Raw genomic sequence first — 26,467 nt, forward strand, 5'->3', positions numbered from 1 at the left:
AGCTACAAGTGTGACAATACAATCCAGACACCTTATATTCATAATATGCTCCCGCCGCGTTCCGGCCACCGTCGCCGGTCGCTTATCCCCCGTCCGTCGTCGGCGCTCCGCCGGGGTGGCGGCCGGCGGTCGGGTGTCGACGTTCCAGTACGTTCATAACGTCGGCGTTCCCACGGCCGGTACGAGTGAAAGGAAAGGAGTGGTACAAGGCGGACGACGTCGCCGAAGAGTACGACTCGAAGCGTTTCTCGCGGGGCGGGCGGCTCATCGACCGCCGGGAGAAAGAGGCGGTTCTCGACGCGCTCGCACCGGTCGACGGGAAACGGGTGCTCGAGATCGCCTGCGGCACCGGTCGCTTCACCGTGTTGCTCGCCGAGCGCGGCGCGAACGTCGTCGGACTGGACATCTCGCGCGCGATGCTCGCCCAGGGGCGCGAGAAGGCCCGGGAGGCCGACGTCGACGACCGGAGCTCGTTCCTCCTCGGCGACGCCGCCAGACTCCCGTTCCCCGACGACTACTTCGACGCCGTCTTCGCCATGCGCTTTTTTCATCTCGCGAAGACGCCCGCGAAGTTCCTCACCGAGATGGCTCGCGTCTCGAAGGGTCGGGTGTTCTTCGACACGTTCAACGACCGCTCGACGCGGGTCGTCTACAACTGGCTGTTGCCGATGGGCTCGCATCTGTACTCCCGGGCGGACGTCGAGCGACTCGTCGCGGACGCCGGCCTCACCCTCGCCGAGGAGTCCCACGACTTCGTCGTCCCGTACGGCCTCTACCGGAAGATCCCGGGGGCGATCGCGGCCGACATTCGCTCGGTGGACACCGCCGTCGGCGACACCAGCATCGGCGAGCGACTGGCCTCGGTCTCCTACTGGAGCGCCCAGGTGCCCGAGCGCGAGGTCGCGACCGCCACCGAGCGGGCCAGCGAGGCCGAGTGAGCGCCGGAACGGCCGGAACGGCTGGAGCGGCCGGATTTAAGTGTCCGCTCGCCGACCGACCGCTATGGACCTCTCGGTAGTCGTCCCGACCCTCAACGGGCGGGACCGGCTGGCGACCAGCCTCGACTCGCTGGCCGCGCACGCCCCCGACGTCGAGGTCGTCGTCGTCAACGGCCCCTCGGCGGACGGGACGACCGGGATGGTGCGCGACCGCGGCGACGTCGACGTGCTCGTCGAACTCTCCGCGCGGACGCTCAACGTCGCGCGCAACGCCGGGATTCAGGCGGCCAGCGGCGACGCGGTCGCCTTTCTCGCCCACGACTTCGCCGTCGAACCCGGCTGGGCCGACGCCGTCTCCGAGCGGCTGGTCGACCGACCGGTCGTCACCGGGCCGACGCAGCGACCCGTCTACGGCGGGCGGACCGCCGACGAACCCGAGCGCCGGCGGATCTGCAAGCGGGACGTCTCGTACTTCGACGGCGGCAACGTCGCGTTTCGGGCCTCGGTTCTCGACGACCTCGACGGCTTCGACGAGTACCTGGAGACGGGCGGCGCACGCGACGCCGCCCACCGGCTCGCTGGGCTCGACTACGACGTCGTCTGGGAGCCGGCGATGCAGGTCTCGCTCGAACACGAGACGGACGGGGGCGTCGAGTCCCGCGACTGGGAGTGGAAGTACCGTGCGCTCGCGTACCGTCTCGTGAAGAACTACGGCCTCAGACCCGAAGTCGCCCGCCGGACTCTCCGACACGCCGGCTCCGACGCGTACACGACCGCCAGGGACGTCGTCGTCGGTGAGGCGGTTCCCACCTCGTGGTTCGGGACGAGCCGCGGGGTGGTCGTCGGGATGACGATCGGTGCCCGAGACGGCCTCGTCGCCCGCGCACGCGACCGGACCCCGACGCGGAACCCCCGCGGCGTCTCGACCCGGACGGACCGTGCGGTCGCCCAGTACGACTGCCGGTCGTCGACGTAGTCACTCGCCGGGCGACAGCGCCGGGAAGACGCGGACCGCGTTCTTCGAGAACGCCCGGCGCATGAGGTCTTCGGGCACGTCCAGCGTCAACAGTTCCATCACCCCGACGTTCGGGTGTGACTCGGGCGCGCCGGAGCCGAAGAGGACGCGGTCGGGATGTTCGAGCAACCCCTGTTCGAGGACCCCCCGGTAGCGGACGAAGCTCGTCTCGACGTAGAGCCGCTCGTACCGGTCGAGGAGGTCGATCGCCGCCCGCATCAGTTCGCGGTCGAGCGGGAAGCCGCCGAAGCTCTCCAACACCACCGGGAACGAGCGCCGGAGGAGCGTCGCCTCGACGGCCGCCGGCGGGAACGCCGTCCCGGCCCGGACGACCACGGGGAGTCCGACGTCGTCGAGTCGGTCGAGCGTCTCCGCGTCCGGGAGTCCGTCGCGAGCGGGGTCGAGCGCGAAGCCGTAGAACCGATCGCCGTAGCCGTACTGCTCGACGTCGTCGGGCGTGGCGTGGTGAGACTGCCGGGACGCCGTGAGGTTCCGGAGCCGGGCGGCCGGTCGGTCACTGGGGTCGCGCGGCCCGTCGAGTCGTGCGAGCGGAACGAACGGACGGTCGACGCTCAGCCGTGCCACCGCGTTGTTCGCCCGGAGGTACCCCTCCCCGGCGGGCCGAGGCCCGGCTGCGATGACCGCCGAGACGACGCCGGCCTGGTGGAACTCCCGTTCGAGCCGTTCGGGCCCGACGTCGCGACCGAACACGGCGCTCGCTACGCCGTTGGGGTCGAGTTGGGCGCGGACGTCGACCACGCGAAAGCCGTGTTCCAGTTCCAGCATCGTCTTACACGACGGGGGCGGTCCGGAATAAGATACCCCCGTCGGCCGACGGTGCGGCCGACGCCGAAAGGGGGGCGAACCCGAACGTGTGTCAGTCGCGCACACGTGTCGTATGCTACGCAGTCGTGTGGTTTTGCGGTGCAGAGGGGCGAAACGTATATATAGAACTGCAATCCATGATTCTGTTGATTACTCATGGCATCCCGCATGCAGCAAGGTCAGCCGTTGTTCATACTCGCAGAGGGCACCCAGCGAACCCGCGGCCAGAACGCACAGGACTCGAACATCCGTGCGGGCCGAGCGGTCGCCAGCGCCGTCCGGACCACACTCGGTCCCCGCGGCATGGACAAGATGCTCGTCGATTCTTCGGGAGAGGTCGTCATCACCAACGACGGGGCGACGATCCTCAACGAGATGGACATCGAGCACCCCGCCGCGCAGATGATCGTCGAGGTGGCCGAGACCCAGGAGGACGAGGTCGGTGACGGAACGACGACTGCGGCGGTCCTCACCGGGGAGCTGCTCGCGAAAGCCGAGAACCTGCTCGAAGACGACATCCACCCGACGGTCATCGTCGAGGGGTACACCGAGGCCGCTCGGCTCGCCCAAGAGGCCATCGACGGGCAGGTACTCGACGTCGACCTCGACGACGACCTCCTCGTGAAGGTGGCCGAATCCTCCATGACCGGCAAGGGGACCGGCGACGTCACCGCCGACACCCTCGCGGGACACGTCGTTCGCGCGGTCCGGATGGTACACGACGACGAGCGGTTCGACCGCGACGACGTCGACGTCCACACGCGGACGGGCGCGTCCTCATCTGCGACCGAACTCGTCGAGGGCGTCATCATCGACAAAGAGCCCGTCAACGACGAGATGCCGCGCTCCGTCGAGGACGCAACCGTGGCGGTCGTCGACGTCAAGCTCGACGTCCGCAAGGCCGAGGCCGACACCGAGTACAACATCACGAGCGTCGACCAGCTCACCGCGGCGCTCGACGCCGAGGAGAACGAGCTCCGGTCGTACGCCACCTCGCTGAAGGAGGCCGGCGTCGACGTCGTCTTCTGCACGAAGTCGATCTCGGACCGCGTCGCTAGCTACCTCGCCAAGGAGGGCATCCTGGCGTTCAAGAGCGTGAAGAAGTCCGACGCGCGCCGGCTCGCCCACGCGACGGGCGCGAAGCGGCTCGGCTCGCTCACCGACATCGACTCCGACGACTTCGGCCACGCCGACTCGGTCTCGATCGAGAAGTACGGCGAGGACGAACTCACGTTCGTCGAGGGCGGCGCGGCCTCGAAGTCGGTGACGCTGCTTCTGCGCGGCGGCACCGAACACGTCGTCGACGAACTTGAGCGCGCGATCAACGACGCCATCGACGTCACGGTCGCCGCGATCGACAAGGGCGGCGTCGTCCCCGGTGCTGGCTGCACCGAGATCGCCATCGCCGACCACATCCGGTCGGAGGCGGCCGGCATCGAGGGCCGCAAGCAGCTCGCGGCCGAGGCGTTCGCCGACGCGGTCGAGGCGCTCCCCCGCACGCTCGCCGAGAACGTGGGGATGGACCCCATCGACGCGCTCGTCGACCTCCGCGCCCGCTTCGAGAACGAGGGTCGTGCGGGCGTCGTCGCCACCGGTCAGTTCGGCGAGATCGCCGATCCCGTCGAGCACGGCATCCTCGACCCCGCCGCGGTCAAGCGCGAGGCCGTCGAGAGCGCCACCGAAGCCGCGACGATGATCCTCCGCATCGACGACGTCATCGCCGCGGAGTAATCGGCTCGCCCGATAGAGGCGCCTCTGGTCGGATTTTCGCCTGTATTTTTCTTGGGACGATCGGGACGGCTGCTCGATTGGATCGAGTCATGAACGGACTCTTTTGAGAAGCGATCGCTCGAGCGAGGGACGGCGAGCAAGAGTCTTCGTGTCCACCGATCGAAACGGCCCGAAGGAGCGACGCTGTGAGCGGGAGACGTACCGAAGAAGCGAGGGCCAGGGCGGTGAAGCCACGAGCCTCCCCAGCCGACTCCTTCGCTCCTTCACTCCGTTCAGTCGCTCAGTCAGCCCTCACGCGTGAGTCACGGCCGGATCGGCCGCGACGTCACGCGCCCCCGAACCGTCGAGGCCGCCGGCGCGCGGGACCGAGCGAAGCTGAGGGACTCGCGCGAGGGATGAGCGGACCGACTGGAAGGAGAGCGAATCGGCTGGGGAGGACGAGGTCACACCGCCCTGGTGGCCGTTCGGCGTCTCCGGTCCGTCTCGGTGTCGTCGTCGATCCGTCTCGGTGTCGTCGTCGATCCGTCCCCGTCCCCATGCGTGGCATCCGATCGAACGGACCGCGACACTTCCCGACTACCGGATCTGCTCGATTCTGACCTCGTCCCCGACGGAGAGTCCGAACGCCTCGTCCCCTCTTCCCCGGTTCACGTCGCACTCGACGTTGCCGTGGCTCCCGACCGTCACCAGCCGCTCCCCGGACTCGACCGACGCGAACGACGTGCCGACAGGGGCGGATTCGCCGTTCACCCGGACCCGGGTACCGTCGTCGACGCCGGCGAGAAACGACCCGGGAACGTTGGTGATCACGTTGCCGAAGTCGTCGACGACGAGCGCCTCGCCGCGTGCGGATCCGTCCTCCACCGTCGCCGTCGGGAGCCGCAGGTCGACGTAGTCGTCGGTGGGAACGACGCGGTCCAGCGTCTCCGCCGCCGACACGCCCACGCGGTGGACGGCCGCGGCGGCGGGAGCGAACACGTCGCGGCCGTGGAAGGTGTTCGAGGCCGGGGTGTCGTACTCGTACGCGAACACCTCGACGGCGGCGTCGTCCGCGGCCGCGAGCACCCGCGCGGCCGGGATCGCGACGCCGTTGTCGGGGGCGACGAGCGCGTGGTCGCCCGCGCGGACGACGAGCGCGGCGCGATCGGTCCCCACGCCGGGGTCGACGACGAGGAGGTGGACGGCGGGCGGGAACTCCGGGAGGACGAACCGGGTCCAGAAGGCGGCGGCGCGGACGTCCTGGCGTGGGAGATCGTGGGCGACGTCGACCAGTTTCGCTCCGGGGTCGTCCGAGAGGAGCACGCCGCGCATCGCCGCCGGATACGGCGAGCCGAAGTCCGAACTCAGCGTCAGCACGGCTACTCGGGATCGCTGGTCGCGTCGCGCCCCGCCTCGCTGTTCGTGTCGGAGTCGGAGACGCGCTGGATGCGTTCGATGCCGCCGATCTCGTCGATGACGTCGACGACCGGGGGCGGGACGAGCGACTTCCAGTCGCCGCCGGAGATCATCCGCTCGCGGAGTTCGGTCCCCTCGAGGACGTCGCGGTTGAACATCGGCGACTGCCGTACTTCGACCCCCGCCTCGTGGAACAGCTGGATGACGAGCGGATTGTTCGAGTACGCCACGTCGAACGTCGGCGACATCGACTGGACGTGACTCACCCACACCGAGTTCCGGTCGAGGTCCTCGATAGGGACGGCGTAGGTGACAACGTCGAAGTCGGCGACGGACTTGGTGACCATCATGATGCGCTCGCCGGCGGTGAAGGGGTTTCGTCGCGCGTGGGAGTCCCCGGCGGAGCCGATCCCGAGCACGAGCTCGTCGACCTCGGCCGCGATCTCCTCGACCATCCTGTGGTGGCCGTTGTGATAGGGCTGGAACCGCCCGATGTAGAACCCCCGCATGAGCGTATGATTCTCGGCCATCTTTTATAAAGGCGGCGAGTCGACGCAAACGGCGTCTCCGGACGGTATAGCGGCCGTAGCATCCGTTTATCAGTGATGTGCCGGACGTGCCGTTGGGGAGAAAGTATATCAGTCGCGCGACCCTGGTTGAGAGTAGCAACGCTTCTATGAGCAACGACATGGAAACCGACGACACACCCCCGGATCGCGGGGGTGCAGACCACTCGGACTCGTCCGCCTCCGAGGAGACTCCGTCGGAGTCTCACGAGCGCGAGCGCGAGCGTGACCACGAGCGCCAGCGAGGGCACGACGACAGCGAGCGCCAACGAGGGCACGACGAGCGCACGCAGGGGCGCGAGACCGATGAGATCGAGAAACAGACCATCGACGATCTCGACGAACTCGGCAGTTCCGTCGACGTCGAGGTAGACGGCGAGGCGACCATCGAGGAGAACCCCTCGGAGGACGACCTGCTCGGCGGGCTCCGGATCGACTCGACGCAGGAGATCGAAGTCCCGGATCGGCTCGTCGACCAGGTCATCGGCCAGGAACACGCCCGTGACGTCGTCCTGAAGGCCGCCAAGCAGCGGCGTCACGTGATGATGATCGGGTCGCCGGGGACCGGCAAGTCGATGCTGGCCAAGGCGATGTCCGAGCTCCTCCCGAAGGAGGAACTCCAGGACGTCCTCGTCTACCACAACCCCGACGACGGCAACAAGCCGAAAGTCCGGACCGTGCCGTCGGGCAAGGGCGAGCAGATCGTTGAGGCCCACAAGGAGGAGGCGCGCAAGCGGAACCAGATGCGCTCGTTCCTCATGTGGATCATCATCGCGATCGTGCTCGGCTACTCGCTCATCATCGCCGGGCAGATCCTCCTCGGGATCCTCGCAGCGGGGATCATCTACCTCGCGTTCCGCTACGGCTCTCGTAGTGGGGACGCGATGATCCCGAACCTCATCGTCAACAACGCCGACCAGACGACCGCGCCGTTCGAGGACTCGACGGGTGCCCACGCGGGCGCGCTGCTCGGCGACGTCCGCCACGACCCGTTCCAGTCGGGCGGCATGGAGACGCCGAGCCACGACCGCGTCGAGCCCGGCGCGATCCACAAGGCCAACAAAGGCGTGCTGTTCATCGACGAGATCAACACGCTCGACATCCGCTCCCAGCAGCACCTCATGACGGCGATCCAGGAGGGCGCGTTCTCGATCACGGGCCAGTCCGAGCGGTCCTCGGGCGCGATGGTCCAGACCGAGCCCGTCCCCACCGATTTCGTCATGGTCGCCGCGGGGAACCTCGACGCGATGGAGAACATGCACCCCGCCCTTCGGAGTCGTATCAAGGGGTACGGCTACGAGGTGTACATGGACGACACCATCGAGGACTCCCCCGAGATGCGCCGCAAGTACGCGCGCTTCGTGGCCCAGGAGATCTCGAACGACGGCCGCCTGCCGCACTTCACCGAGAACGCGGTCGAAGAGGTCATCCTCGAGGCGCGACGCCGTGCGGGTCGCAAGGGCCACCTCACGCTGGAGTTCCGGAACCTCGGTGGGCTCGTTCGAGTGGCGGGCGACATCGCCCGCTCCGAGGACGCGGAGTTCACGACGCGCGATCACGTCCTCCAGGCGAAGGGTCGCGCCCGCTCGATCGAGCAGCAGATAGCCGACGAGTACATCCAGCGGCGCAAGGACTACGAGCTCTCGGTCAACGAGGGCTTCGTCACGGGCCGTGTCAACGGACTCGCAGTCATGGGCCAAGACTCCGGCATCATGCTCCCCGTCATGGCCGAGGTCACCCCCTCGCAGGGGCCCGGCCAGGTCATCGCCACGGGGCAGCTGAAGGAGATGGCCGAGGAGTCGGTCCAGAACGTCTCCGCGATCATCAAGAAGTTCTCGGATCAGGACCTCTCGGAGATGGACGTCCACGTCCAGTTCGTCCAGACCGGACAGCAGGGCGTCGACGGCGACTCCGCGTCGATCACGGTGGCGACGGCGGTCATCTCGGCGCTGGAGGACATCCCCGTCGATCAGGGTATCGCGATGACTGGCTCGCTCTCCGTGCGCGGTGACGTCCTCCCCGTCGGCGGCGTCACGCACAAGATCGAGGCCGCGGCGAAAGCCGGCTGCGAGAAGGTCATCATCCCTGCGGCGAACGAGCAGGACGTGATGATCGAAGACGAGTACAAGGAGATGGTCGAGATCATCCCCGTCTCGCACATCAGCGAGGTGCTCGACGTCGCCCTCGAGGGCGAACCCGAGAAGGACTCGCTCGTCGACCGGCTGAAGACGATCACCGGCTCCGCGCTCCCGAAGAAGGGCGTCCGCGGTCCGTCGAGTCCCAGCCCACAGTAGATGCCCGACTGGGCGACGTTCGCCGGGTTCGCGGGCGTCGTCCTCTTCTTTCTCCTCCTTCTCGCCCACGCGTCGAAGTCCGCCGTGAGCGACGCGCCTCCCTCCCGGTCGACCCGGCCGCAGCCGGGTTCGGTCGATCCGGGCGTCGCGGATCTGGCTCACGACGACGTCGCCACACGGCCGGACGCGACGGCCGCCGGGTCGGCTCCCGAACTCGACGGGCCGAACCCGGCCGGCCGCGTCAACGCGACACAGCCACAGCTGTCCACGACCGCGCTGCTCGCGAACGTCGCCGTCTCACAGGGCGCGTTCGGGTTCTTGCTCCTCGCCGGCGCGTGGTTCACCGAGATCCCGATCGCCGCATTCGGCGTCTCTGCCCCCGTCGTCTCGCCGGTGACGGTCGGCGTCGGAGTCGCCCTCGGCGGCGGGCTGTACGTGGCCAACGAGGTCGGCGCGACGGTCGGTGAACGGCTCGGTGTCGGTGCCGACGAGGGGCTCCGCGAGGCGCTCGCTCCCGAGTCTCTCGGAGGGTGGGCGGTGCTCCTGCTCGTCGTGCTCCCGATCATCGCCGGCTTCGAGGAACTCCTGTTCCGGGGGGTGCTCGTCGGCGTCTTCGCGGCCGGCTTCGGCCTCTCGCCGTGGCTGCTCGCGGCCCTCTCCTCCGTGGCGTTCGCGCTCGGTCACGGCGCACAGGGACCCGCCGGCGTCGTCGTCACCGGCGTCCTCGGCTTCGTCCTCGCCGCCGCGTTCGTCCTCACCGGGAGCCTCCTCGTCGTCGTCGTCGCACACTACCTAGTGAACGCGCTGGAGTTCGTCGTCCACGAAGGGATCGACCGCGAGTGGGCGTGAAGGCGGGTCGCTCGGATAGACGTGGTGGCTGACGGACGGCGCGCGTGTCCTCCGGGGTGAGGTGCCGTCGCGTCGCGCGTCACCCCGGAGCCGCTCTCACGACATACGACGGGGTGGCCGCGGGATCGGATATGAACCCTCGCGGGCTCGGTCGAGGGGTGTCTCGTCCGGGAGGGATCGAGCACGATGAGTACGAACGGGGTATCGACGAGCGAGCGCGACTCACGCACCACCGCGGCCTCTCGCCGCGCGTCACGACCCCGACTCGACCGACCGCAACAGCCGGACGACCTCGTCCGGGGTCGCCCCCGGTCCTTCGACTCGGTGGTCCGGGACGAACAGCGGGACGGGGTTCTCGCGGAGCGCGGCCTCGACCGTCCGCAGGTCGTCGTCGTCCTCGTCGTCCAGCCCGGCGAGACGGGCGATCCGCGCCACCGAGACGGTCTCGCCGTGCGGGACGTTCCTGACCGCTTCGAGGATCGACCGGTGGCTCGTCGGCACCGTGAGCGCCACCTGGACGTCGTCGAACTGATCCGCCTCGCCGTCGAGGTACGCCCCGATGCGGTCGAGCAGTGGATGGTCGGAGTCGGCGTCGGCGGGCACGTCGTCGGGGAAGGAGACGCCGACGACGCGACCGCTCGCCACGCCGAGTTCGACCACGCACCCCTCGAACGTACGGGCGAAGACGCCCGCGTCGGTGGCTGGTCCGGGACTCATACCGCCCAGTCGGCCCCGAAGCGTCTTCAACCCCCGTCCCGCCCGTACCCGCCGCGTCCCGCAAGTCTTATGAACAGATCAGTCCATCAGTGTACACTGATGAACGCTACTGACGAGGAGATGGCCCCCGCGGTCCGCGCCATCCTGGAGACCGCGCGGGAGCGACCGGGCGGCGACGCCCGCGTCTCCGTCGACGCACGGTCGTTCCCCGACGCGGTCGCCGCCACCGAAAAGGAGGGCCGAACGCCGGTGATCGCGGAGGTGAAGCCGACGAGCCCAACGACCGACGGCCTCGTCGACGAGGACCCGGTCGCCCTCGCCCGCGAGATGGTCGCCGGTGGTGCGACCGCGCTCTCGGTGCTGACGGAGCCCGAGCACTTCGGCGGGTCGGCCGACGCGCTCCGGCGGGTGCGGGAAGCCGTCGACGTCCCGGTGCTTCGGAAGGACTTCCTCATGCACGAGGCACAGCTAGACGTCGTCGAGGCCGACCTCGTCCTGCTGATCGCCCGCTTCCTCGGCGAGGACCTCGGGGCGATGGTCGACGCCGCCGCCGAACGGGGGTTCCAGCCGCTCGTCGAGGTCCACTCCCGCACGGAGCTCCAAGCGGCGGTCGACGCCGGCGCGCCCATCGTCGGCGTCAACAACCGCGACCTCGCGCGTCTCGACGTCGAGTTGGGGACGTTCGAGCGGGTCGCGCCCGACGCCCCCGACGACCTGACGCTCGTCGCCGAGAGCGGCATCACGACGGCCGACGACGCCCGGCGGATGCGGCGGGCCGGGGCGAGCGCGCTCCTCATCGGTAGTGCAATCATGGACGGGGACGTTCGAACGAACACGGAGCGGTTCGTCCGGAGCGAACGGGCGACCACGGATACGGATGCAGACGCGGATGCGGATGCAGATGCGGAACCGAACACGGACGGCACCGACGAGAACGCGACGACAGCGACGGCGGACACGACACCCGAGACACAATGAGCACGGACACGGACGGCAAGTTCGGCGACTACGGCGGACAGTACGTGCCGGAAGCGTTGATGCCGGCGATCGAAGAACTCACCGACGCCTACGAGCGGTACGTCCTCGGCAACGAGGACGGCTTCATGGACGAGTTCCGGCGTCGACTGCGTGACTTCGGCGGTCGCCCGACGCCGCTTCAGCGGGCGGACCGACTCTCGGAACGCTACGACCGGGAGGTGTACCTCAAACGTGAGGATCTCTTGCACGGTGGCGCGCACAAACTCAACAACGCGCTCGGGCAGGTGCTCCTCGCGAAGTACATGGGCAAAGAGCGCATCATCGCCGAGACCGGGGCGGGCCAGCACGGGACCGCGACGGCGATGGCCGCGGCGCATCTCGACATGCCGTGTGAGATCTACATGGGGACGCGCGACATCAACCGCCAGCGACCCAACGTCTTCCGGATGCGGATCAACGGCTCCGAGGTGAACCCGGTGACGATCGGCCGCGGCACGCTCAAGGAGGCGATCTCCGAGACGATGCGCGACTGGGCAACCACGGTCGAGACGACCCACTACGTCATCGGCTCGGTCGTCGGCCCGCACCCGTTCCCGGCGATGGTCAGGGACTTCCAGGCGGTCATCAGCGAGGAGGCCCGCCGGCAGTTGCTCGACCGCGTCGGCACGCTCCCGGACTCCGTGCTGACGTGCGCGGGCGGTGGCTCCAACACGATGGGCCTGTTCGCAAACTTCGTCGACGACGAGGACGTGCGCCTGATCGCCGTCGAGGCCGGCGGCTCCTCGCTCGCGGTCGACGAGGAGTCGGGCGTCGCCCCCAACTCCGCCTCGCTCTCGACGGGAACCGAGGGCGTGCTCCACGGTGCCCGGACGAAGCTCCTGCAGGACTCCGAGGGCCAGATCATGGAGTCGCACTCGGTCTCGTCCGGCCTCGACTACTCGGGGGTCGGCCCGGAACTCGCGTACCTCGTCGACGAGGGCCGCGTCGTGCCCGTCAACGTCGACGACGACGACGCACTGGAGGGGTTCCACCGCCTCTCGCAGATGGAGGGGATCATCCCTGCGCTCGAATCGGCACACGCAGTCGGGTATCTCGAGAACCACCTCGGGCCCGACGCCGACGGGGAGAGCGAGGAAGCGGCGGCGCTCGGCGACACCATCCTCCTCAACGTCTCCGGCCGCGGCGACAAGGACCTCGAGACCGTGATCGAAGAGACCGCCGAGCGCGACATCCCGAACGCGCCGGAGATGGACGCGTTCAGGGGGAGCTTCTGATGGCCGGAAACCGGATCGCCGAGGCGTTCGCCGACGGACCGGCGTTCGTCCCGTACCTCGCGGCGGGCGACCCCGATTACGAGGGTTCGAAAGAGTACGTCGAGGCGCTCGCCCGCGGCGGCGCGGACGTCATCGAACTCGGGCTCCCATTCTCGGAACCGATCGCGGAGGGGCCGACGATCCAGCAGGCGATCGTCCGGTCGCTGGAGTCGGGGATGACGCCAGAGCGCTTTTTCGACTTCGTCGAGGAACTCGACGTGGACGTCCCACTGGTGTGTATGACGTACTACAACCTCATCTACCAGTACGGGCGGAGCGAGGCGCGACGCACCTCGGAGGCGGCGAGCGGCGAAGCCGCGAGTGGGACGGGCGAACCCGGCCCGGAAGCGTTCGTCGAACGCGCCGCCGAGGTGGGCATCGAGGGGTTCGTCGTCCCCGACCTCCCCGCCGAGGAGGCGGACGACCTCCGCGAGGCCTGCGACGCGCATGGATTGGACCTCGTCTTCATCGTCGCCCCCACCACGAAAGGCGACCGCCTGCGTCGGGTCATGGAGCAGGTGTCGGGCTACGTCTACGTGCAGGCTCGCCTCGGCGTGACGGGCGCGCGCGACGACGTCTCCGATCAGACCGAGGAGTCGCTCGCCCGTCTCGCCGAGTGGGACGTCCCGAAGGCGGTCGGGTTCGGCATCAAGACCGGCGACCACGCCGAGCGCATCGTCGCCGCCGGTGCCGACGGGGTCATCGTCGGATCGGCGCTCGTCGATATCGTGGCGGAGGGTCACGAACAGGAGGCACCCGTCGCCGAGACGGCCGCCCGGATCGAGGAGCTCGCGCGCGAACTGAAACAGGGGGCGCTCCGCGGTGCGGAGACGGCGCAATCGACACCGCAAGCGGAACGCACATAACCACCGATTGATACAGATTCTCACACTACAATGGACCCCGGAACCACAGCACGACTCGACCGCATCTCGACAGGGGGCAACTACCTCATCGTCCCGATGGACCACGGCATCACGCTCGGCGCGATCAAGGGACTGAAAGACATCGAATCCACCATCGACGGCATCACTCGCGGGGGAGCCGACGCGGTGTTGACGCAGAAGGGGATCGCCCCGCGCGTCCACCCGCACAAGAACGGTGCGGGCTACATCGTCCACCTCAACGCCTCGACCTCGATCGGCCCCGACTCGAACGACAAACGACACACCGGGACGGTCAAGGAGGCGCTTCGGGCCGGTGCGGACGCCGTCTCCTACCACATCAACGTCGGCTCGAACTACGAACCCGACCAGATCGCCGAGCTCGCCCGGGTGACCGAATCCGCGAGCGAGTACGGCGTTCCCGTCCTCGCGATGGCGTACGCCCGCGGTGCCAACCTCATAGGCGACGACCCCGAACACGACGCCGAGTATCTCGGCCACGCGGTCCGCCTCGCCGAGGAACTCGGCGCGGAGGTAGTAAAGACGGCCTACAGCGGCGACGCCGACTCGTTCGCACACGTCGTCGAGTCGACCCGGCTGCCCGTCGTCATCGCCGGTGGGGCGAAGGGAACCGACAGACAGACCGTCGAGAACGTCCGCGGCGCGATGGACGCCGGTGCGGCGGGCGTCTCGATGGGGCGGTCGATCTTCCAGCACGACGACCCCGAAGCCATCACGCGCGCCGTCTCGGCCGTCATCCACGACGACGCCGCCGCGGACGAGGCGCTCGACGTCGCGGGGCTCTCCGAAGAGGCCGGCGCGCAGGCGTAACGACCGTCGCGACTGCCACCGACCCCGAGAGAGACGGAGCGGAGCGCCGCTGTTTTGCCCTCGCCGGTCGAACCGGCGTTGTGAACGTCTCCTACGACTACTCCGACACGACAGTCGTCGTTACCGGCGGCTCCAGCGGCATCGGTCGCGCCGTCGCCCGACGGTTCGGCGCGGCGGGCGCGACGGTCATCAACGCGGACGTCAGGCGCGACCCGAAGGACATAGCGGAAGAACAGCCGACCGACGAACTCGTCGACGACGTCGGCGGCAGGGGCGTCTACGTCGAGACGGACGTTGCCGACGTCGCGGCGATCGAGGCCGTCGTCGAGGCCGCCCACGAGTACGGCGGCGTCGACGTCATGGTGAACAACGCGGCGATCTTCGTCAGCGGGAACATCCTCGACCTCGACCCCGCGGATTTCGACCGCCTCCACGCCGTGAACGCCAAGGGCGTCTTCTACGGCACGCAGGTCGCCGCTCTGGACATGATCGACCGCGGTGTCGGAGGCTGTATCCTCAACACCGCCTCGATCAGCGCCGACCTCGCGCAGTTCGACCACGTCCAGTACGACTCGACGAAGGGCGCGGTGAAGATGATCACCCGGGGAGCGGCGCTCGAACTCGCCGACCACGGGGTCCGCGTCAACGCGGTCGCGCCGGGGCACGTCGCGACGGAGATCAGCGAAGGGTGGACCGAGAGCGCGTCCGAGGAGGTCCAGTCGGGTGAGGTGATCAAACACGTCCCGCTCGGCCGGGCGGCCACGCCCGAGGACGTCGCCGGCGCGTACCTCTTTCTCGCCAGCGACGACGCTCGCTACGTCACCGGCGAGACACTCTGGGTCGACGGCGGCCTGCAGGTGTTCTGATTTCGTCTCGTTGTCGTCTCCTCGTCCCGCCGCCGTCGTGGAGACGGACTGAACGGGGACGCCGCCGCCGACCCGATCGAGTTCCGCCCGGCGTCGAGGGCGATCGATAAGAACGGTACCGCGACCGCGAGCGGGCACCGTCCACGTCGGTGGACGACAACGGCGAGCGCGGGGATCGGGGCCGGCGGACGACCCGGCTGCTGGTCGAGCGATTCGACGAGAGAGAGGCGTAGGACACCGTGGAGACAGACGGTGGTCTCTCGGAGCAGGCCGTGTGTCGGTGTTCGGGAGAGAGAACGAGTGCAGTCGCACCGGGCACCGTCTCGTCCATGACTCACCTCGTTGTGCCGATCGGACGCTCACAAGGATCGCCTCGGCTGCGCTCGCCGTGCGTCTCGTTCGTCCGTGCGTGTCGGTTCGCGATCGAGACATCGTCCGTTTCGATCGTTCGCTTCCGAGGTGCCGTGAGCAGCCACCCCCACGGAGGATGTCGGATTCGCCACGTTCAAGCCCACACATCGAGTGGGTGCGCTCATGACACGGAGCGTCTGGCTCAAGGCCGACGATAGCGTCGGCGACTGGGAGGCACGGAAGCGCCGCATCACGGCCGGACTGGAAGCGGGCGTCGACTGGGTGCTCGTCGACGAGGCGGACGTCGGGCGGGTGCGCGACCTCGGCGACGTGAGCGTGGCTGCCTTCCGGAACGACGTCGACGTCCACGTGATGGACGCCGAGGGCGGCGACCCCCCAGTGGAGGCCGACGCGTACTTCGTCGGCAAGGAGTCGGAGGGCGACGGCACTGTCGACCTCCCGGGGGACTTCTCGGGGTCGGCGGACCTCACCACGCTCCGACGCACCGACGGGCGCGCACAGGGGGCGTACGTCCGCATCCTCTCGAAGGAGTACGAGAGGCTCGCCGAGGAGGCAGCCCGCGAGGCCGACCACACGATCGTCGTCGGCGAGGACTGGACGATCATCCCGCTGGAGAACCTCATCGCCCGCATCGGGGAGGAGACCGAACTCGTCGCGGGCGTCACCTCCGCCGAGGAGGCGAAGACGGCGTTCGAGACGCTCGAACAGGGCTCCGACGGCGTCCTCCTCGACAGCGACGACCCCGACGAGATCCGAAAGACCTGCGAGGTGCGCGACGCCGCCGAGCGCGAACACCTCGACCTCCAGTGGGCCGAGGTCACGACCGTCGAACGGACCGGGATGGCCGACCGCGTCTGCGTCGACACCGGCTCGCTGATGGAACACGACGAGGGGATGCTCGTCGGCTCGATGAGTCGGGGACTGTTCTTCGTCCACGCCGAGACCGCCGAGTCGCCGTACGTCGCTTCTCGACCGTTCCGGGTGAACGCCGGCGCGGTCCACGCGTACGTCCGTGCGCCCGACGGCGGGACGCGCTACCTCGCCGAACTCCAGAGCGGCGACGACGTCCAGATCGTCGACAGCGAGGGCAACACACGAGAGGCGATCGTCGGCCGCTGCAAGATCGAGAAACGGCCGATGTTCCGGGTGCAGGCCCGCCTCGAAACCGCCGACGGGGAGGACCGCATCGAGACCCTGTTGCAGAACGCCGAGACGATCAAGGTCCACACCCGCGACGGCCGCAAAGCCGTCACCGACCTCGAACCCGGCGACGAGGTGCTGGTGTACTACGAGGACACGGCCCGACACTTCGGCGAGGCCGTCGAAGAGTCGATCATCGAAAAGTAACCGCGAGGTCGGCTCAGGGGTCGTGACCACGGACGCCGGCCTCCGTGCGGTCCGGCGCGCCGGCCTCCTCGAACCGCTCGGTACACCACGGACAGAAGTCGAGTTCGGGGTCGACCTCGTGACCGCAGTACGGACACGACGGGCCCTCGCCGTCCCCACCCTCACCGGCCGTCAGCGCGAGGCGGTAGGCGTCGAGCGTACTCAGGACGAGGAGGACGAGGATCGGCCCCGTGACCGTCATCGGCAGCGCCGAGGGGGACTCCGCCGCAGTGACGGGGTCCGAGTAGACGGACAGGAGAACGAGCCCCGCGCCGAGGACGAACGCGAACCAGGCGATCGCCCGTCGCCACTCACGGAGGTAGGCGTGCCCAGCACCGGCGATCCCGACGGTGGCGCCGAGCACGCCGACCAACACCGCGACGAGCGCGCGACGACGTGTATCCGACATGGTTTGCCTGCTCCCACAAGGTCTCTCCTGCCGCTTAAGTCTCCGGATACCGCGTCGGACGCCCGTCCGCCCGCCGTCAGCCCCCGGTCAGCCCGTCGACGAGCGTCCGGAGCGTCGCGAGGTCGTACTGTCCGGGCGCGGTCGCCTCCGCCGGGTCGACGGGCGCGTAGCCGATCCGCGAGCCGTACACCGGCGCGACCGCGCGGGTGTGGCTCCCCGCCTCGCCCATCGCCATCGTGGCCACCCGGTCGCCCCACGTCGTCGCGACGTGGGTCGACTCCAAGAGCCGGAGCGCGTCCGCCCGCGACTCGGCGGTGACCGCGAGTTTGCCGACGTCGCCCGCCGTCGCCGCCTCGTGCAGGAGCCGGCGGAGGGCCGACGACGCCGGCGTCCCCGCGAAGTCGTGGACCGACGCGACGACCGTCGCGTCCCGGGCGCGGACCGCCGTGGCCGCCTCCCGCCCCCGGTCGGTCCGCAACGTGGCGAGTTCGAGATCGACCGCGCCGACGGCGTCGTGGGCGGCCGCCTCGGCGAGTGCGTCGAGCCGGTCGTCCTCGTCGCCCGCGAACGCGCCGCCCTCCCAGTCGGGGCGGTACGTCACCAGCAGGGGCGACGCCGTGTCGGCCTGCGCGTCGTAGTCGTCGAGCGAGGCGAGCGGGTCCGCCGCGAGATCCATCCGGAACTCGACGGCGTCGGCGTGCGTCCGTGCCGTCTCGGTCGTCGCGTCGGCGAGGTCACCCGTCGACGCGCAGAGGACGAACGCATCGAAGTCGATGGGAGGCATACCCGACCCACCGCGTCGCGAGGTAAAAAACGAGGCGGCACGGGGAGCGCGGGGGAGGCCGTTATGTCGGCTCGTACGAGACGGTGTAGCGCCACCCCTCGCCGCCCTCGTCCGCTCTGTCGACACCGGTGACGGCGTACAGCCGGATCTGCCGCTCCTGTTTCGTCACGACAGGGAGGTCGTAGTGGACGGCCTCGTACGTCGGCGGGTCGTCGCGCTCGCGGACGAACGCCCGGTGGCGGTCGAGTCGGTCGGCCACGCGATCACGCGAGCGCGCTGGGAGCCCCGCGATCCGGTCGTCGAACCCCGAGAGGAGGTCGGGATCGAGTTCGCGTCCGACCGAGTTTCGGCCGGCGAGCATCGCCGCGAGCGTCGTCGTTCCCGTGCCGACGAACGGGTCGTACACCCGGTCGCCGTACGTCGAGTACATCCGGATCAGTCGGAGCGGGAGTTCCAGCGGGTAGGCCCCGGCGCGGTCGCGGCCGTCGCCGTCGCGATCCTGCGCCGCGCCGGAGAGTTCCCAGAGGTCCGAGAACCACCGGTTGCGCTCCTCCCAAAAGAAGGCGCTCTCGTAGCGCGTCTCGTCGCCCGGTGGGAACTCCCTGGGAGCGCCCTTGCGGAAGACGAGGACGTACTCGTGTTCGAGCGTGACGTACGCGTTCGGCGGGAGCGTCCCCGAGCCCATGAACTTCGTCAGCCGGTTGGTCGGCTTCCGCCAGAGCACGTTGGGGAGCGGGCTCAGTCCCCGGTCACGGAGCGCCTGCGTCACCCGTGCGTGGTTCGGGAAACAGCGGAACTCTCCCCCGATCGATCGGGTCGCGTCGCCGACGTTCACGCAGACGACCCCGCCCGGCTGGAGCGCCCGGACCACGGCGTCCCACACCCGGTCGAGGAGCGCGTGCATCGCCTCGAACGCGTCGTCGCCCCGTCCGTCGTCGAGCGCCGCCGCGACCGCGGGCGACTGCGCGGCGAACTGCTCGTCCCACATCTCGATCATCGGATACGGCGGGGAGGTGACGACGAGGTCGACGGTCTCTTCTGTCATCCCCGTCGCGCTGTCGCCGATCCGGAGGACGTGGTCGGTCCGCATCGACTGACGGTCGAAGGCCGGCCCCGTAGGTGTTTGGGTCGACCGGCGAGCGGGACCCTCACGACGGGACGATTGCGGTGTGGCGACCGGCGAGGCCACGGCTCCGGAGAGCCGTGACGGTCCGACGCTCACGCCGGACGCTCCAAAAAACGGGGTCGTTGCCGCGAACGCCTCAGACCAAGAGTTGCTCTTCGGCTTCGAGCAGTTCGTGGTAGCGGTTGCGGATCGTCACTTCGGAGATGTCGGCGACGTCGCTCACGGCGGCCTGGGTCGTCTTCTCGTTGGTCAGGAGCGAGGCGGCGTACACCGCGGCTGCGGCGAGCCCCACGGGGGATTTACCCGAGTGGACGCCCTGCTCCTTGGCGTTCTGGAGGAGTTGGCGGGCGCGCATCTTCGACTCGTCGGAGAGCTCCAACTCGCTCGCGAAGCGGGGAACGTACTGCTCGGGGTCGGCCGGCTTCACTTCGAGCGAGAGCTCTCGGGAGATGTAGCGGTACGTCCGGGCGACCTCGCTCTTTTCGACGCGTGAGACCTCGGCGATCTCGTCCAGCGAGCGGGGAACGCCGGCCATTCGCGCGGCGGCGTACGTACACGAGGTGGAGACACCCTCGATCGAGCGGCCGGGGAGGAGGTCTTCGGAGAGCGCCCGGCGGTAGATCACCGACGCGGTCTCGCGGACGTTGTCCGGGAGCCCCAGCGCCGAGGCCATGCGGTCGATCTCGCCGAGTGCCTGCTTGAGGTTTCGCTCCTTCGAGTCGCGCGTGCGGAAGCGCTCGTTCCACTTGCGCAGGCGCTGCATCTTCTGGCGCTGGCGCGTCCCCAGCGAGTTGCCGTAGGCGTCCCGGTCGCGCCAGTCGATGTTCGTCGACAGCCCCTTGTCGTGCATCGTCTGCGTCGTGGGCGCGCCGACGCGAGATTTGCGGTCCTTCTCGCGCGAGTCGAACGCGCGCCACTCCGGGCCGCGGTCGACGGAGTCGGCGGTGATGACCAGCCCGCACTCCGCACAGACCGTCTCGCCGTGCTCGTCGTCGGTGACGACGTTGCCCGAGCACTCGGGGCAGGTCAGCGAGTCGCCCTTCGTCTCGGACTCGTCCGTTCGTTCGTCGTGTGTCTCGCGCCGTGTGCGTCTCGTCCGTGTTCGTCTGTCTGCGTTCTGGCTCATGGATACGACGGCAGGTGCTCCCGGCAACTGTGGCGGATGTGAAAAGCCGGAGCAGTTCCGTTGATTCGACCACGGAGCATCAGTATATAAAAATTTTGTTTCTGATTCGAAAACTCACACGAATCGGCTCGAATCAGCCGTTCACGGTAGACGTTGTCACACATTTATATACGTGATCGTTTTCCCCTCGCTCGTCCCCGACGGAGGGGTCGACGGCCGGATCGGGCCAGCGCGTGTATCGGTCGCTCCGCGTGGGCACCGACGAAACGCGACGCATTTGTCCGTCGCGGGGCGACTCCCGATCATGCGAGTCGTGGTCGGCAGCGGCAACCCGGTGAAACGCGACGCGACGGCACGGGTCTTCGACAGGGCGACCGTCGAGGCGGTCGCCGTCGCCTCGGGCGTGAGCGAACAGCCCGTGGGACACGTGGAGACACGCCGGGGTGCGGCCACGCGAGCGGTGCGCGCGCTCGATGAGGCCGGTGACGCTCCGGTGGACGCGCCCGACCTCGGCGTCGGGATCGAAGCCGGCGTCGCGACCGTCGAGGGGGTGGACCCGGCCCGCGGCGTCGAGGGTGCTGACGCCGTCGCGACCGTCGGCGATGGCCTCTCGCTCGTCATGTGGGCGGCCGTCACGGACGGCGACCGGCTCTGGTACGGCGGCGGTCCAACGTTCCCGATCCCCGACCACATCGCCGCCCGGGTCCGCGCCGGCGAGGAACTCGGGCCCGTGATGGACGACGTCCTCGGCGTCGACGACGTCGCGAGGAAACAGGGCGCAGTCGGGGTGTTCACCGCCGGCCGGGTGACGCGCACCGACGCCCTCGAAACAGCGGTCGCGGCCGCCGCCGGGCCGTTCCTGAGCGAGCGGTACGTCTAAGTGGATCCCGCGGCGGGGAGAACAGGTCGCGTCCGGCTCAGTCGTCTTGGACGACCTCGGCGTCGATCTCGCCTCTGTCCGCGCTCTGGTCGACCGCGGTCGTCAACGAGACGTTCAGCGCGAGCATCGACGCCACGCCGCCGATCACGGTCACGATGTTCTTGACTGCGTGATCGAGGACGGCCGCACCAAGTGCGAGCGGGTAGGAGACGCCCGTCAGGCCAACCACCAGCAGGGTGAACGCCCCCTCGTACAGGCCGACCCCGCCCGGCGAGAGCGGCAGGACCTTGGCGAGATTGCCGACGCTGACGGCGAAGAAGCCGACGGAGACGAGCGTCACGAGCGTCAGTCCGGGGTCGAACGCCTGGAGAACGAGGACGGCGGTCACGACGTCGAGCGTCCAGATGAGCACGCTGGAGAGGCCGACGCGTCCGAAGCCCGCGCGGGTGCCGGCGACCCGCTGGACGTCACCGACGAACCGCTCGACGACGTCGGCGACGTAGTCGGCGTACGAGTCGGTCGAGACGCGATGGATCGCCCGCCGGACGACGTTCGTCTCCGCGCGAGCCGAGACGACGATGGCCGCGACGGCGACGAGCGCCGCCAGCCCGACGACCGAGGCGACGGTGACGGCCACGCGCCCGGCACCCTCCGCACCCGTGACGGTGCGGGCGATCTCGGCGGTCTGTCCCGTCGCGGTGTAGCCGAGCAGGACGCATCCCGCGAGCGCGGTGATCGTCAGGAGGTCGAAGACGCGTTCGACGGCCAGCGATGCGAAGCCCGAGGGGTACGGGATGCCGCGACGGAGCTTGACGACGTACGCCCGGACGGCGTCGCCGGCGCGGGCGGGGAAGACGAGGTTCCCCGTCTGTGAGATGAAGATCGCCCCCGTCAGGAAGCCGACGTTCGTCTCGTACCCCTGCTCGGCGAGGATATCGCGGTAGCGCGCGCCTCTGAGCGGCCACGAGAGGACGTAGACGACCGCAGCGATCGCCACGAGCATCGGCTCGGCCTGTCGCATCTCGGTGACGACCGCACCGAAGTCGATGTACTGGGTCATCAGCGCGAGCGCGAGCACCGTCAGGAGCGCGCCGGCAGTGAGCGTCACGCGCCGGGTCACGCGCGGGCGGACCGTGAGCTGCCACCACGTCCGGATGATCTGCGACCCCATCCCGAATACGTCGCGGACGAGATCGACTTTCGTATCCCCCTTGGCCGTCCACTCGACGGGGAACTCCGCGACGCGAAAGCCCTCGCGCTGGGCGCGGACGAGCATCTCCGTGTCCCAGAACCAGTGGGTGTCCTCCACTCGGGTGGAGAGGTGCTCGAACGCCTCGCGGCTGAAGGACTTGAACCCGCACTGGTGGTCGCGAAGCTCCGAGCGCAGGAACAGCCGGACGAGTTCGTTGTAGCCGCGGGAGGGGATGCCCCGCTTCGCCGGGCGGTCGGCGATCTGCCCGGGGAACCAGCGCGACCCGGTCGCGACGTCGTACTTACCCGAGCGGACGCACTCGACCAGCTCTTCGAGGTGTTTCAGGTCCGTGGCGAGGTCGGTGTCGAAGTAGACGAGGACGTCGCCGTCGGCGGCCCGGAACGCCCGTTCGAGTGCGCCGCCGCGTCCGAGGCGCGTGTCGCTGTGGACGTGTCGGACCCGATCGTCGGCGTCGGCGAGTCGGGCGGCGATCTCGGGCGTGTCGTCGTCGCAGCCGTCTTCGGCGACGACGACCTCGTAGCCGCCGTCAAGGAACGCACCGAGCGCGTCGAGCGTCCGCTCGACGGTGTGCTCGATGCTGTCCGCCTCGTTGTACGCCGGGAGGACGACGCTCACCTCCACCGACGTCTGCCGCTCCATTTGTCATGAGTGGCTCCGCGGCGGCTAAGAACTTTCTGACTTAGGGGCCTCCTACCCTGGTTCGATCCCGTCGTTCGACAGTCAGCCGTCCCGAACGTTTCGGGTATCGTGTGCGTTAGGCGACTGTACCCACACGTCCCGTCGACGGCCGGTTACGACGACCGTCAACCCCGAGAATCGACGGACAGCGGCGTGTTAAGCGCGTGTACCAAACCCACTATGCCCGACGCCCCCGTTCGTTGTTGTATGAGCACGACGACCCAGGCGACGACGACCGACCTCTCGGCGAAACAGCGGCGGATCCTCCAGTACCTCCGCACCGAAGCGGGGGAGCGGACCTACTTCAAGTCGCGACTCATCGCCGAGGACCTCGGGCTCTCGGCAAAGGAGGTCGGTGCGAACATGCGGGCCATTCTCGACGGCGAGTTCGACATCACGGTCGAGAAGTGGGGCTACTCCTCGGGAACGACCTGGAAAGTCACGCAGTGAGGACGCCGCGGTTCGGCGCGCGCCGACCGGTGACCGCCGCTCGGTCAGCGCGCGCTGGCGGTCGCCCCGTTCGCGTCCGGGCCACTCCGTTCGCTCTTCGACGACGAGCGGTCGGTCTCGGCGGGAACGAGTTTGATGTCCGGTGGGCTCGGCGGGTGCTCAGACGCCTCGAACGCCTCAGGCGCCGGGATCGAACCGAATGAGGTCGGCGGCCTCGGCGGCGAAGGCAACGGCGTCCGGACCGAACGAGTCGGCGAAGCGGACGAGCAGCGTCAACAGCGTCTCCGGGTTGCGGATGGCGTAGCCGTCGGTCCGCGAGAGGAGTCCCGCCGCGTCGAGTTCCTTGGCGGTCGTGCTGACGGTCGCCCGCGAGACGTCGAGAGTCGCGGCGATCTCGCTCCCGGTCGCGTCCGGATCACGGAGGAGGGCGATGAGGAGGCCACGGGCGGTCCCCCGCCGGAGGTAGCCGAGGGCGACCTGCTCGAAGTCGGAGAACTGCCCCGCCGCGAAGTAACGGCGGTAGTCGCCGTCCTTTCGCGTCTCGACGGCGCCCGCGTCGAGCAGTCGCCGGAGGTGGTGTTGGGTCTCGCCCGTCCCGAGTTTGAGGTCGTCGCGGACCTTCGAGAAGTGTGCGCCCGGCGTCGTCGCCAGGTAGCCGCGGATGGCCGTCCGCGCCTCGCTCGCATCCGCCCCGGCGTCGTCACCCTGGTCCCGCCCGCCGAGGCCGACGAGCGGCGTCGCCGCGCCGAGCGCGGCGAACCGGCGGAGCGTCGACCGTTTCTCCTCGTCGACGTCCGGGTGGTCGGCCATGGTTCGTCTGTCGGTAGGTGATTACTCGATGAAAAGGCTTCGGGGTATAGTCTCAACATTGAGACTAGTGTCGGTCCGCGTCCACGGACGGAGCGGGACGAGACGGTCAGGATTCGAGGTTCGTGTCGAACTCCATCTCCTCGTCCTCGTCGTCGGGGTCGGGGTCGGGTGCGCCGCCGTCGGTGTCGACTTCGGTGATCGCCTCCTCGGCGTCCATCGCCGACTCGTCCGCCTCCGCGACCACTTCGTCGGCGCTCTTGATATCGGCGTCGACGTTGCCGGCCTTGATCGCCTCGGCCTCCTTCTCCATCTGTTCGACGTCCATCTCGGCGGCCTCGTCGATCTGCCCGAGGATCTCGTCGATGTCGTCGAGCCCGAGCATCCCCCGGGTCTCCTCGTCGAACTCCAGGCTGTCGAGGCCGGCCTGTTCTTGCACGTCGCTGCCGGTCAACTGTTTGCCGTACCGACCCAGGAGCGAGCTGAGTTCCTGCGGGAGGACGAACGTCGTCGACTCGCCCTGGCCGATCCGCTCCAGCGTCTCCATCCCCTTGTCGATGATGGCGCGCTCGCCCATCGATTCGGCGGACTTCGCGCGGAGGACGGTCGAGATGGCGTCACCCTGCGCTTCGAGGATCTGTGACTGCTTCTTCCCCTGGGCGCGGATGATGTTCGACTGCTTCTCACCTTCGGCGGTCTCGACGGCGGAGCGACGTTCACCCTGCGCTTCGAGGATCATGGCGCGGCGACGGCGCTCGGCGGAGGTCTGCTGCTCCATCGCCTGCTGGACGTCGGGGCTCGGGTTCACTTCCCGAACTTCCACGGACTCGACCCGGACGCCCCACTCGTCGGTGGGTTCGTCGAGCTCTTTTCGGATTCTCGCGTTGATCTCCTGGCGCTTGTTCAGTGTGTCGTCCAGTTCCATGTCGCCGAGCACGGCCCGGAGGGTCGTCTGGGCAAGGTTCGAGACGGCCTTCTTGTAGTCGTCCACTTCCAGAAAGGCCTTCTTCGCGTCCATCACCTTGATGTAAACGACGGCGTCGGCCGTGACGGGCGAGTTGTCGCGGGTGATCGCCTCTTGACGGGGGACGTCGAGCGTCTGCGTCCGCATGTCGAACGCGTACGTCCGCGAGACGAACGGCGGGATGAAGTTGATACCCGGTTCCAGGAGTTTGCGGTACTCCCCGAACACCGTGAGCGCCTTCTTCTCGTAGGCGTCGACGATCTCGACCATCGACCACACTGTCGCGATGGCGAGCACGAGGACGAGGAAGCCGATCGCGAAGGTGGCGATTCCCAGTCCGAGTTGGAGGGGGACCACTGCGAGTGTTTCGAGGGCCATACTGAGGCTTGGGGCGGTCCGGGCAAAAGGGTTCTCCCGATTCCGGCCGGCGGTTCGGGGGCAGACGGAGAAAAAACGCCGTCCGAGAACAGCGACCGGCGGGTTCGCGACCGTCGGGAGCCCCGAACGGCGCGACTCCGCGCGACGATCGACGACCGATGGACGGCGGTCGATGCGGTCATTTATACGGTTGGTCGACCCACCACGGCCAATGACCGCGACCGTCGAGCCGGGAGACACAGTCGTCCTCGAGTACGTCGGCCGTTTCGATAGCGGCGGCGTCTTCGACACCTCACACTACGAGGTCGCCGAGGCGCACGGACTCGTCGAGGCACAGGGACGCGAGCAGAGCGACTACAAGCCCCTGTCGTTCACCGTCGGCGAGGAACGCGTCATCGAGGGGCTCGACGAGGGGCTCGTGGGGCTGTCCGTCGGCGAGGAGACGACGATCGAGGTGCCGCCCGCGAAGGGGTACGGCGAGTTCGACTCAGACCGGGTACGGGAGTACGACGCGGAGTCGTTCGAGGCGATGGTGGGCCAGGAACCGGAGATCGGGCTCCACGTCCACGCCGAGAACGGGCTCCACGGCGACGTGACCGCCATCACCGACGAGGTCGTCGAAGTCGACTTCAATCACGAACTTGCGGGCAAGACCCTGGTGTTCGAGGTCGAGATCGTCGACGTGCGCTGAT

At 68.7% G+C, this 26,467-nt stretch carries 25 protein-coding genes; 14 read left to right on the forward strand and 11 right to left on the reverse strand.

Features of this window, described 5'->3' with window-relative positions:
* Positions 1-185 precede the first annotated feature (185 nt).
* Positions 186-938 carry a class I SAM-dependent methyltransferase gene (locus NKJ07_RS10565; protein ID WP_318566791.1) on the forward strand — a complete coding sequence of 251 codons (753 nt, stop codon included), beginning with the start codon at positions 186-188 and terminating at the stop codon, positions 936-938.
* Between the two features lie 64 nt (positions 939-1,002).
* Positions 1,003-1,914 carry a glycosyltransferase family 2 protein gene (locus tag NKJ07_RS10570; protein WP_318566792.1) on the forward strand — a complete coding sequence of 304 codons (912 nt, stop codon included), beginning with the start codon at positions 1,003-1,005 and terminating at the stop codon, positions 1,912-1,914.
* Here NKJ07_RS10570 and NKJ07_RS10575 read toward each other — a convergent pair whose 3' ends face one another.
* Positions 1,915-2,739 carry an amidohydrolase family protein gene (locus NKJ07_RS10575; protein ID WP_318566793.1) on the reverse strand — a complete coding sequence of 275 codons (825 nt, stop codon included), beginning with the start codon at positions 2,737-2,739 and terminating at the stop codon, positions 1,915-1,917.
* Positions 2,740-2,934: 195 nt separating this feature from the next.
* Between NKJ07_RS10575 and thsA the strand changes: the two genes are divergently transcribed.
* Positions 2,935-4,509 carry a thermosome subunit alpha gene (thsA, locus tag NKJ07_RS10580; RefSeq protein ID WP_318566794.1) on the forward strand — a complete coding sequence of 525 codons (1,575 nt, stop codon included), beginning with the start codon at positions 2,935-2,937 and terminating at the stop codon, positions 4,507-4,509.
* 576 nt (positions 4,510-5,085) lie between these two features.
* Here thsA and NKJ07_RS10585 read toward each other — a convergent pair.
* Positions 5,086-5,865: an SAM hydrolase/SAM-dependent halogenase family protein gene (locus tag NKJ07_RS10585; RefSeq protein ID WP_318566795.1), complete on the reverse strand. Its 780-nt coding sequence runs from the start codon at positions 5,863-5,865 to the stop codon at positions 5,086-5,088.
* 2 nt (positions 5,866-5,867) lie between these two features.
* The gene (locus tag NKJ07_RS10590; protein ID WP_318570441.1) at positions 5,868-6,413 is read right to left on the reverse strand and encodes a nicotinamide-nucleotide adenylyltransferase; all 546 of its coding nucleotides are present in this window, start codon (positions 6,411-6,413) and stop codon (positions 5,868-5,870) included.
* Positions 6,414-6,580: 167 nt separating this feature from the next.
* On the opposite strand from NKJ07_RS10590, the gene lonB reads away from it, so the two are divergent.
* Positions 6,581-8,764, forward strand: a complete 2,184-nt coding sequence (gene lonB, locus NKJ07_RS10595) for an ATP-dependent protease LonB (RefSeq protein WP_318566796.1) — start codon at positions 6,581-6,583, stop codon at positions 8,762-8,764.
* Positions 8,765-9,613, forward strand: coding sequence for a CPBP family intramembrane glutamic endopeptidase (locus tag NKJ07_RS10600; RefSeq protein ID WP_318566797.1), 849 nt, complete (start codon positions 8,765-8,767; stop codon positions 9,611-9,613).
* Between the two features lie 252 nt (positions 9,614-9,865).
* Here NKJ07_RS10600 and NKJ07_RS10605 read toward each other — a convergent pair whose 3' ends face one another.
* Positions 9,866-10,330: an MGMT family protein gene (locus tag NKJ07_RS10605; protein ID WP_318566798.1), complete on the reverse strand. Its 465-nt coding sequence runs from the start codon at positions 10,328-10,330 to the stop codon at positions 9,866-9,868.
* Positions 10,331-10,429: 99 nt separating this feature from the next.
* Here NKJ07_RS10605 and trpC point away from each other — a divergent pair, with 99 nt between their 5' ends.
* The 6 genes from trpC (at position 10,430) to NKJ07_RS10635 (ending at position 16,921) form a co-directional block, all read left to right on the forward strand.
* Entirely contained in the window at positions 10,430-11,308 is an 879-nt protein-coding gene (gene trpC, locus NKJ07_RS10610) for an indole-3-glycerol phosphate synthase (RefSeq protein ID WP_318566799.1), read from the forward strand.
* A complete protein-coding gene (gene trpB / locus NKJ07_RS10615) occupies positions 11,305-12,582 on the forward strand; it encodes a tryptophan synthase subunit beta (RefSeq protein ID WP_318566800.1) in 1,278 nt (425 codons plus the stop codon). Before trpC ends, trpB begins: the two co-directional genes overlap by 4 nt.
* Positions 12,582-13,487 (forward strand): tryptophan synthase subunit alpha, encoded by a 906-nt coding sequence (gene trpA / locus NKJ07_RS10620; RefSeq protein ID WP_318566801.1) that lies wholly within the window; start codon positions 12,582-12,584, stop codon positions 13,485-13,487. Before trpB ends, trpA begins: the two co-directional genes overlap by 1 nt.
* A 30-nt stretch (positions 13,488-13,517) precedes the next feature.
* A complete protein-coding gene (locus NKJ07_RS10625; RefSeq protein ID WP_318566802.1) occupies positions 13,518-14,336 on the forward strand; it encodes a 2-amino-3,7-dideoxy-D-threo-hept-6-ulosonate synthase in 819 nt (272 codons plus the stop codon).
* An 80-nt stretch (positions 14,337-14,416) separates the two neighbouring features.
* Positions 14,417-15,202: an SDR family NAD(P)-dependent oxidoreductase gene (locus tag NKJ07_RS10630; protein ID WP_318566803.1), complete on the forward strand. Its 786-nt coding sequence runs from the start codon at positions 14,417-14,419 to the stop codon at positions 15,200-15,202.
* A 534-nt stretch (positions 15,203-15,736) separates the two neighbouring features.
* On the forward strand, positions 15,737-16,921 hold the full coding sequence (locus tag NKJ07_RS10635; RefSeq protein ID WP_318566804.1) for a 3-dehydroquinate synthase II: 1,185 nt from the start codon (positions 15,737-15,739) through the stop codon (positions 16,919-16,921).
* Between the two features lie 13 nt (positions 16,922-16,934).
* Here the strand turns inward: NKJ07_RS10635 and NKJ07_RS10640 are convergent, their stop codons facing one another.
* The 4 genes from NKJ07_RS10640 to NKJ07_RS10655 all read right to left on the reverse strand — a co-directional run bounded on the left by NKJ07_RS10640 (position 16,935) and on the right by NKJ07_RS10655 (position 20,405).
* Positions 16,935-17,369 (reverse strand): DUF7575 domain-containing protein, encoded by a 435-nt coding sequence (locus NKJ07_RS10640; RefSeq protein ID WP_318566805.1) that lies wholly within the window; start codon positions 17,367-17,369, stop codon positions 16,935-16,937.
* A 76-nt stretch (positions 17,370-17,445) separates the two neighbouring features.
* Complete coding sequence (locus NKJ07_RS10645; protein ID WP_318566806.1) at positions 17,446-18,153, reverse strand: type I 3-dehydroquinate dehydratase; 708 nt, start codon at positions 18,151-18,153, stop codon at positions 17,446-17,448.
* A 61-nt stretch (positions 18,154-18,214) separates the two neighbouring features.
* Positions 18,215-19,243, reverse strand: a complete 1,029-nt coding sequence (locus tag NKJ07_RS10650; RefSeq protein ID WP_318566807.1) for a DNA-methyltransferase — start codon at positions 19,241-19,243, stop codon at positions 18,215-18,217.
* A gap of 172 nt (positions 19,244-19,415) precedes the next feature.
* The gene (locus NKJ07_RS10655; protein WP_318566808.1) at positions 19,416-20,405 is read right to left on the reverse strand and encodes a transcription initiation factor IIB; all 990 of its coding nucleotides are present in this window, start codon (positions 20,403-20,405) and stop codon (positions 19,416-19,418) included.
* Between the two features lie 304 nt (positions 20,406-20,709).
* Here NKJ07_RS10655 and yjjX point away from each other — a divergent pair, with 304 nt between their 5' ends.
* Positions 20,710-21,285 (forward strand): inosine/xanthosine triphosphatase, encoded by a 576-nt coding sequence (yjjX, locus tag NKJ07_RS10660; protein ID WP_318566809.1) that lies wholly within the window; start codon positions 20,710-20,712, stop codon positions 21,283-21,285.
* Positions 21,286-21,322: 37 nt separating this feature from the next.
* Here the strand turns inward: yjjX and NKJ07_RS10665 are convergent, their stop codons facing one another.
* The gene (locus NKJ07_RS10665) at positions 21,323-23,137 is read right to left on the reverse strand and encodes a flippase-like domain-containing protein (protein ID WP_318566810.1); all 1,815 of its coding nucleotides are present in this window, start codon (positions 23,135-23,137) and stop codon (positions 21,323-21,325) included.
* A gap of 246 nt (positions 23,138-23,383) precedes the next feature.
* On the opposite strand from NKJ07_RS10665, the gene NKJ07_RS10670 reads away from it, so the two are divergent.
* Entirely contained in the window at positions 23,384-23,626 is a 243-nt protein-coding gene (locus tag NKJ07_RS10670; protein ID WP_318566811.1) for a DUF7123 family protein, read from the forward strand.
* Between the two features lie 177 nt (positions 23,627-23,803).
* On the opposite strand, the gene NKJ07_RS10675 is transcribed toward NKJ07_RS10670, so the two are convergent.
* Both NKJ07_RS10675 and NKJ07_RS10680 read right to left on the reverse strand, forming a co-directional pair.
* Positions 23,804-24,436: a winged helix-turn-helix transcriptional regulator gene (locus NKJ07_RS10675; RefSeq protein WP_318566812.1), complete on the reverse strand. Its 633-nt coding sequence runs from the start codon at positions 24,434-24,436 to the stop codon at positions 23,804-23,806.
* A 106-nt stretch (positions 24,437-24,542) separates the two neighbouring features.
* Positions 24,543-25,775 (reverse strand): SPFH domain-containing protein, encoded by a 1,233-nt coding sequence (locus tag NKJ07_RS10680; protein WP_318566813.1) that lies wholly within the window; start codon positions 25,773-25,775, stop codon positions 24,543-24,545.
* 211 nt (positions 25,776-25,986) lie between these two features.
* Here NKJ07_RS10680 and NKJ07_RS10685 point away from each other — a divergent pair, with 211 nt between their 5' ends.
* Positions 25,987-26,466 carry an FKBP-type peptidyl-prolyl cis-trans isomerase gene (locus tag NKJ07_RS10685; protein WP_318566814.1) on the forward strand — a complete coding sequence of 160 codons (480 nt, stop codon included), beginning with the start codon at positions 25,987-25,989 and terminating at the stop codon, positions 26,464-26,466.
* Position 26,467: the final 1 nt, after the last annotated feature.

Source organism: Salinigranum marinum, assembly GCF_024228675.1.
GTDB classification, from domain to species: Archaea; Halobacteriota; Halobacteria; order Halobacteriales; family Haloferacaceae; genus Salinigranum; species Salinigranum marinum.